7 protein-coding genes are annotated in these 7355 nt (G+C 33.1%); all 7 read left to right on the top strand.

Translation table 11 applies throughout. From position 1 onward, the window contains the following. Window positions 1-162: 162 nt before the first annotated feature. The 7 genes from bshC to GOQ24_RS14890 all read left to right on the top strand — a co-directional run bounded on the left by bshC (window position 163) and on the right by GOQ24_RS14890 (window position 7142). A complete protein-coding gene (gene bshC, locus GOQ24_RS14920) occupies window positions 163-1755 on the top strand; it encodes a bacillithiol biosynthesis cysteine-adding enzyme BshC (protein ID WP_155092187.1) in 1593 nt (530 codons plus the stop codon). Between the two features lie 143 nt (window positions 1756-1898). Continuing rightward, window positions 1899-2663: a ParA family protein gene (locus GOQ24_RS14915; protein ID WP_155092186.1), complete on the top strand. Its 765-nt coding sequence runs from the start codon at window positions 1899-1901 to the stop codon at window positions 2661-2663. A 30-nt stretch (window positions 2664-2693) separates the two neighbouring features. Beyond that, window positions 2694-3599, top strand: a complete 906-nt coding sequence (locus GOQ24_RS14910; protein ID WP_155092185.1) for a ParB/RepB/Spo0J family partition protein — start codon at window positions 2694-2696, stop codon at window positions 3597-3599. Next, complete coding sequence (locus GOQ24_RS14905; protein WP_258204059.1) at window positions 3599-4192, top strand: DUF5683 domain-containing protein; 594 nt, start codon at window positions 3599-3601, stop codon at window positions 4190-4192. The genes GOQ24_RS14910 and GOQ24_RS14905 overlap by 1 nt, the downstream gene beginning before the upstream one ends. A gap of 15 nt (window positions 4193-4207) precedes the next feature. Next, window positions 4208-4915 (top strand): 4-hydroxy-tetrahydrodipicolinate reductase, encoded by a 708-nt coding sequence (gene dapB, locus GOQ24_RS14900; protein WP_155092184.1) that lies wholly within the window; start codon window positions 4208-4210, stop codon window positions 4913-4915. A gap of 24 nt (window positions 4916-4939) precedes the next feature. Next, window positions 4940-6505, top strand: coding sequence for a signal peptidase I (gene lepB, locus GOQ24_RS14895; RefSeq protein ID WP_155092183.1), 1566 nt, complete (start codon window positions 4940-4942; stop codon window positions 6503-6505). Window positions 6506-6518: 13 nt separating this feature from the next. After that, the gene (locus GOQ24_RS14890; protein ID WP_155092182.1) at window positions 6519-7142 is read left to right on the top strand and encodes a WbqC family protein; all 624 of its coding nucleotides are present in this window, start codon (window positions 6519-6521) and stop codon (window positions 7140-7142) included. Window positions 7143-7355: the final 213 nt, after the last annotated feature.

Below are 7355 nucleotides of genomic sequence, written 5' to 3'. Positions count from 1 at the left end.
AATCAATATTGGAAAATACTAAGTATTTTAATCTTTTATAACTAATCTGTCCATTCAGAGAAAGAGCAAACCTAACATTACAGGTAAAAATGTTTATAGAATTAACTTTGGTTTATATATAACTCATTAATTTATAATTTAAATTAGCAAAAAATAAACACTATGCCTTTAGACAAAATTACGTTTCAGAACGCGGGCTATTTTTCAAAACTAATGGTAGATTACCTCAATCAAGAGGCTAATCTAAAACACTTATATAATCACTTCCCTACTATACAGAACTTCAAACAACAGATAGATGAAAAACGTACTAACTATCCGATAGAACACAGAAGTGTACTCTGTCAGGCGTTGTTAAGTCAATATAAGGACACGAAGACTTCTGAAAAGACTTTAGAGCATATAAATGCATTAGCAAAAGAAAATACATTTACAGTTACGACTGGACACCAGTTAAACTTGTTTACTGGTCCACTGTACTTCTTGTACAAGATTATATCGGTTATTAATTTAGCCAAAGAACTGAAAGCTAAGTATCCCAACGAAAACTTTGTCCCTGTATACTGGATGGCTACAGAAGATCACGACTTCGAAGAAATTAATCACTTCGTATTTGAAGAAAAAGTGATTTGTTGGAACAGAGAGAGCAAAGGACCTGTAGGCCGATTAAGTACTGAAGGATTAGATAAAGTATATGAAGTATTCCAATCACATATTGGTTTAGGTAAAAATGCTATGTACATCAAAGAACTATTTGAAAATGCTTATCTCAAACACGACAATCTAACAGAAGCTACGCGTTACTTAGCAAATGAATTGTTTGGAGAGTATGGCTTAGTAATCATAGATGGGGATGACGCTGGATTAAAAAAACTGTTTGCTCCTCATATCAAAGAAGAATTACTTCATCAGAGTGCTATCAAAGAAGTTGAAAAAAGCTATGATACACTATCAGAATACTTCATACAAGTGAATCCTCGTGATATCAACTTATTCTATATACAGGATAACTTGAGAGAAAGAATTATCTATGAAGATGAGGTATATAAAGTAAACAATACCTCGATCACCTTCACTAAAGAAGCAATACTAACAGAATTAGAGAATCATCCTGAATGCTTCAGTCCTAATGTGATACTGAGACCGTTATATCAAGAAGTAATATTGCCTAACCTATGCTATACGGGAGGTGGTGGAGAATTGGCATATTGGTTAGAATTGAAACAAGTTTTCGATTTACACCAAGTGACTTTCCCAATGCTATTACTGAGAAATTCAGTATTATTGGCCACTGCAAAACAAGTGGACAAGATGGATAAATTAGGGCTCTCTTGGCAAGATATGTTTAGCAAACAAGAGCAATTAATCAATGCTAAGACAAAAGAATTTTCAACAATACAGTTTGACTTTGATCAACAACGTCAAGTTTTAGAAGATCAATTCAAAATACTGGAAGATATTGCGCTGCAAACAGACAAATCATTCATTGGAGCAGTAAAAGCACAAAAAGTAAAACAGCTCAAAGGATTAGACAATTTAGAAAAAAGACTTCGCATAGCTGAAAAGAGAAATCACGCAGATAAATTAGAGCGAATTGCCTTACTTCAAAATGAATTATTTCCGAACAACAGTTTACAAGAGCGCATTGTGAATTTTTCAGTATATTACAAAGAATATGGAGAGGATTTGCTTACTGCATTATTCACAAAATTAAAACCGTTAAATCAAGAATTTGACATCATTATATTACAATAAAAAAGGCAGTTTTAAGTAGGTCAGGTACAATTTTAACATTTAACCAATTGACTTATAATATTTTTCATAAACTGTTAATAAATAAGATTTTATAAACTGATAAATAATCGTATTTTTACGACTTAATTAATTTCATTAACAGAATGGGAAAAATCATTGCTGTCGCAAATCAAAAGGGAGGAGTAGGAAAAACAACTACTTCAGTTAACTTAGCTGCTTCATTAGGAGCACTGGAGAAAAAGGTTCTTTTAATAGACGCTGACCCACAAGCGAATGCTACATCAGGCTTAGGCGTGGATGTAGATGCAGTAGAGATCGGAACTTATGAAATTTTAGAGCACAGTTGTACACCGGCAGATGCTATTGTTGATTGTACGGCTCCTAATGTTTATTTAATCCCAGCTCATATTGACTTAGTGGCAATTGAGATTGAATTAGTAGACAAAAAGAATAGGGAGTATATGCTAAAAGAGGCTCTAAAGTCGATTAAAGATAGTTATGATTACATCATTATCGATTGTGCCCCATCATTAGGATTACTAACTCTGAATGCACTAACTGCAGCAGATTCAGTTATCATACCAATCCAGTGTGAATATTTTGCACTTGAGGGATTAGGAAAATTATTGAATACGATAAAAAGCGTTCAAAAAATTCACAATCCTGAATTAGATATTGAAGGTTTATTATTGACGATGTATGATTCTCGTCTAAGACTTTCAAACCAAGTTGTAGAAGAAGTACAAAAACACTTTAACGACATGGTATTTGACACGATTATTCAAAGAAATGTAAAATTAAGTGAAGCTCCGAGTTTTGGAGAAAGTATCATAAACTATGATGCGACAAGTAAAGGAGCGACAAACTACATTAATTTAGCAGAAGAAATTATACTTAAGAATAACTAACAATTAGTTTAGTCGAGAATATAAGAAATTATGGCAAAGGCATTTAAAAAACAAGCTTTAGGAAGAGGATTATCGGCTCTATTAAAAGATCCCGACAACGATATTAAATCAATTGAAGATAACAATGCAGATAAAGTTGTTGGAAACATCATTGAATTAGATATTGATTCTATTGAAATAAATCCATTTCAACCGAGAACAAACTTCAATGAAGAATCATTAAATGAATTAGCGACAAGTATTAGGGAGTTAGGAGTTATCCAACCCATTACTGTACGCAAAATTGACTTTAATAAATTCCAATTAATCTCAGGTGAACGTCGTCTTAGAGCTTCAAAAATAGTAGGACTTGATACAATTCCTGCTTTTATACGCATTGCCAACGATAACGATTCACTGACAATGGCATTAGTTGAAAATATTCAACGCCATGACTTAGACCCCATTGAAATTGCCTTGTCTTATCAGCGTTTAATGGATGAAATAGACTTAACGCAAGAACAAGTAAGTGACCGTGTCGGAAAAAAGAGATCTACAATAGCAAATTATATTCGTTTGCTTCGCCTTGACCCAATTATTCAAACTGGAATTAGAGATGGATTCATTTCTATGGGCCACGGAAGAGCAATCATCAATGTAGAGGACTTAGATGTACAAACAACAATATACCATAAAATCATTATGGAAAACTTGTCTGTACGTGAAACTGAAGCATTGGTAAAACAATATCAAGAAGATCTAAAAGGTAATAAATCCCCAGAATTACCAAAGAAGACAAAATCATTTGAAGTACCAGCTGAGTACTCTAATTCTTTTGGAAATTTCTTTGGTGCAAAAGTAGATATAAAGGTTTCAGCAAATGGAAAAGGAAAAATTTCAATACCTTTCCACTCTGAAGAAGATTTAAATCGCTTAATCAAACTTTTAGAAAATTAGTGAAAAGCAAATTATTTATTTTAATATTACTTTTCTCTATTGTCGGGCAACAAGCATTTGCGCAGAAAAAAGACAAAGAGAAAAAAATCAAATCTGTAACTGAAGCTGAAGCAGATTATAAACCAATTGATCCCCTTGCTCCTGCTCGGGCTTCATTTTTTACGTCAATCGTTCCTGGCCTTGGACAAATCCAAAACAAAAGTTATTGGAAAGTACCTCTTGTATATGCGGGTATGGGTATTCCTGCTTACTTTTGGGCGGATAATCAACGTCAATATACCAGATACCGATCAGAGTATAAAAAGCGTTTACAAGGTATTCACGACAAAGAAGATCCTACTTTCGGTGGTCTAGACAATGAGCGCCTATTAGAAGCTCAGAAATTCTATAGACGCAATCGAGATTTATCAGTAGTCATTACAGTAGGTTTCTATGTATTGAGTATCATTGATGCAAACGTTGACGCTCACCTAACGCAATTTAACGTAAATGAGAAGTTGACTATCAGACCTGTATTTGATGTCAACAACAATTACTTACAACAAAATCAAATGCAACTTCAGTATGCAGTAAATATTCAATACAAATTCTAATCTTATACTTTTATTATGAAAATAGCGTTATTAGGCTACGGTAAAATGGGTAAAATAATTGAGCGTATCGCCTTAGAAAGAGGACATGAAATTGTACTTAGAAAAGGAAGCGAAAATTCATTTGAAGGATTAGAAAAAGCTGATGTAGCAATTGATTTTAGCATTCCTACCTCTGCTGTTGTTAATATAAAATCTGCAATAGACTACCATGTTCCCATTATAAGTGGAACCACAGGTTGGCTGGAGCAATATGATGACATTGTAGCGTATAATCAATTAAAAGGTGGTGCATTCTTATATGGTTCTAATTTTAGCTTAGGAGTGAACGTTTTCTTCAAATTGAATGAATACCTTGCTAAAATGATGAGTCAACTCAAGGAATACAATGTTTCTATGGAGGAAATTCACCATACACAAAAACTTGATGCACCAAGTGGAACAGCTATTTCCTTAGCTAATGGCATTATCGAAAATTCTGCTTACAACAAGTGGACATTGGATCAACCAAAGGAAAACGAGATTCATATCGATGCTATACGCCAAGATAGCGTGCCTGGTACACATAGCGTTTTTTATGATTCATCCATTGATCAAATTGAAATAAAACACACAGCACATTCAAGAGAAGGTTTTGCCCTTGGAGCAGTAGTTGCGGCGGAATGGATTCTTGGTAAAAAAGGTGTTTTTACAATGAGAGATGTATTAAACTTAAATGACAACTAAATAAACCTACTAAACATAGAGATTATGACAATGATGCAATGGTTCTTATTTTTTCTACTTGTTCAAGTAATTCACTTTGCAGGAACATGGAAACTATATATTAAAGCAGGATACAAACCTTGGCAGGCAATAATACCTATTTACAATGCTGTATTGCTAATGCGTATTATCAATCGCCCAGGTTGGTGGGTTATACTGCTATTTATTCCTATAGTTAACTTAATTATGTTTCCCGTAATTTGGGTGGAAACCATTAGAAGTTTTGGAAAAAACTCTACTATTGACACGATTTTAGTAGTGCTTACTTTAGGCTTCTACATCTACTATATCAATTATGCCACAGATGTTCAACACATTAAAGATAGAAGCATTAAGGCAGCATCTGAAGCAGGTGAAACTATGAGTTCTGTTTTGTTTGCAGTAGTTGTAGCAACAATAATACACACCTATGCAATACAGCCCTACACTATTCCATCTTCTTCATTAGAAAAAACTTTATTAGTTGGTGATTTTTTATTTGTTAGTAAATTTCATTACGGAGCACGTACTCCTATGACAACTGTTGCATTGCCAATGGCTCATGATACATTGCCTTTTGTCAAAAAGAAATCATACTTAACTAAACCTCATTTACCATACTTTAGACTACCAGGTTTTCAAAAAGTACAACACAATGATATTGTTGTATTTAACTGGCCTACAGATACTGTATATACTTTTAGAGATCCGTTGAGAAGACCTGCTATAGATAAACCAATAGACAAAAAAACAAACTATGTCAAAAGAGCTGTCGGTTTGCCAGGAGAAAACTTAGAAATAAAGAATGGATATGTATTTATCAACGGGGAACAATTAAAACTAAACGACAGAGCTAAAATTCAATTTGCTTATGTTGTAGAAACAGATGGTCGTCCATTTGATGTTATGTCAGTTGTGAAAAAGTTTGATATAACAGAAATGCCTTCTCAAGCCAATAATGCACCAAAGACATTGTTTATTTTCCCAGCTTTGACTGATGAGGCAGTTGAGTATATCAAAACATTTAGTGCAGTAAAAGCAGTTCACCGCTTTCCTGATCAAGCTATACCTGGATATATCTTCCCACATAATCAACCAAAGTGGACAACAAATAACCTTGGCCCTATACACATCCCTGCAAAAGGAGAAACAATCACCTTAACGGAAGATAACATTCCTCTTTACAAACGCGTTATCACTAAATACGAAAACAACACATTAGAATATAGTAATAATCATTTCTTAATCAATGGAGTTCAAACAAACTCTTATACATTCAAGCAAGATTATTATTATATGATGGGAGATAATAGAGATAACTCAGAGGACAGTAGATTTTGGGGATTTGTACCAGAAGATCATATTGTTGGTAAGCCCGTATTTATTTGGATGAGTTTAGACCCAAACGTTCCTTGGTCTAAAGCACTTGATAAAATACGCTGGGACAGAATGTTTACAACTGTTAATGGAAATGGAGAAAAAATCTCATACTTCCCATATTTTGTAGTGCTTTTAATTGGATACATTGGATATAGCACTTACAGAAGTAGAAAAAAGAAAAAGAATTTATAATTAAATAATAGTAATGAATAATATAGTTATTCACCCTACTTATTTTCCATCAATTAGTCACTTTGTTGCTATGTTGCAATCTGAAAAGATACTATTTGAAGTAGAAGATAATTTTCAAAAACAAACGAATAGAAATAGAATGTACATCTATAGTGCCAATGGAATACAGATGTTGAATATACCAATTAAGCACAGTAATGAACTTCACCAGAAGTTTAAAGATGTAGTAATAGAAGATGCTTTTGGATGGCAGAAACAGCATTTTAAGAGCTTAGAAGCTGCTTACAGAACTTCTCCTTACTTTGAGTTCTTTGAAGATGATTTAAGGCCTCTATTCGAAGAAAAACAAAAATACATGCTTGATTTAAACTTCAAGATACACGAAGTAATAACATCTTGCTTGGGAATAGAACTCCCTTTTGAAAAAACGATTGAATTTCACAAGGACTATTCACATACAGATATACTGGATTTAAGAGCACTAGCGAATGGAAAAAAAGATGTGAATGAATTCGAGCCTTATACGCAAGTATTTGAAGAAAAAGAAGGATTTATAAATAACCTTAGTATACTAGACCTCCTTTTTAACGAGGGTAGACATGCTATAGATTATTTAAAAACTCAATCTCTAAAATAGTAATGAAAAAAGGTAAGCTATTAGCTTACCTTTTTTTGTCATAGTGTTTTGAATAAGAATAATTCCCCTTATTGTAAATAGATGTAATAGTACACAAGCTATTTAGAATCTTACTCAACATTAAGACAACTAAGTAGTTAAAAAGTCACAATAAAATTTATATTTTTAAAAAATATAGGTATAGATAGAAAAGATTTAATTACAGTATATAGC

Origin of the sequence: Myroides sp. LoEW2-1 (assembly GCF_009767705.1) — a bacterium.
Lineage (GTDB): Bacteria > Bacteroidota > Bacteroidia > Flavobacteriales > Flavobacteriaceae > Flavobacterium > Flavobacterium album_A.
This window is presented reverse-complemented; position numbering and strand designations above follow the sequence as displayed.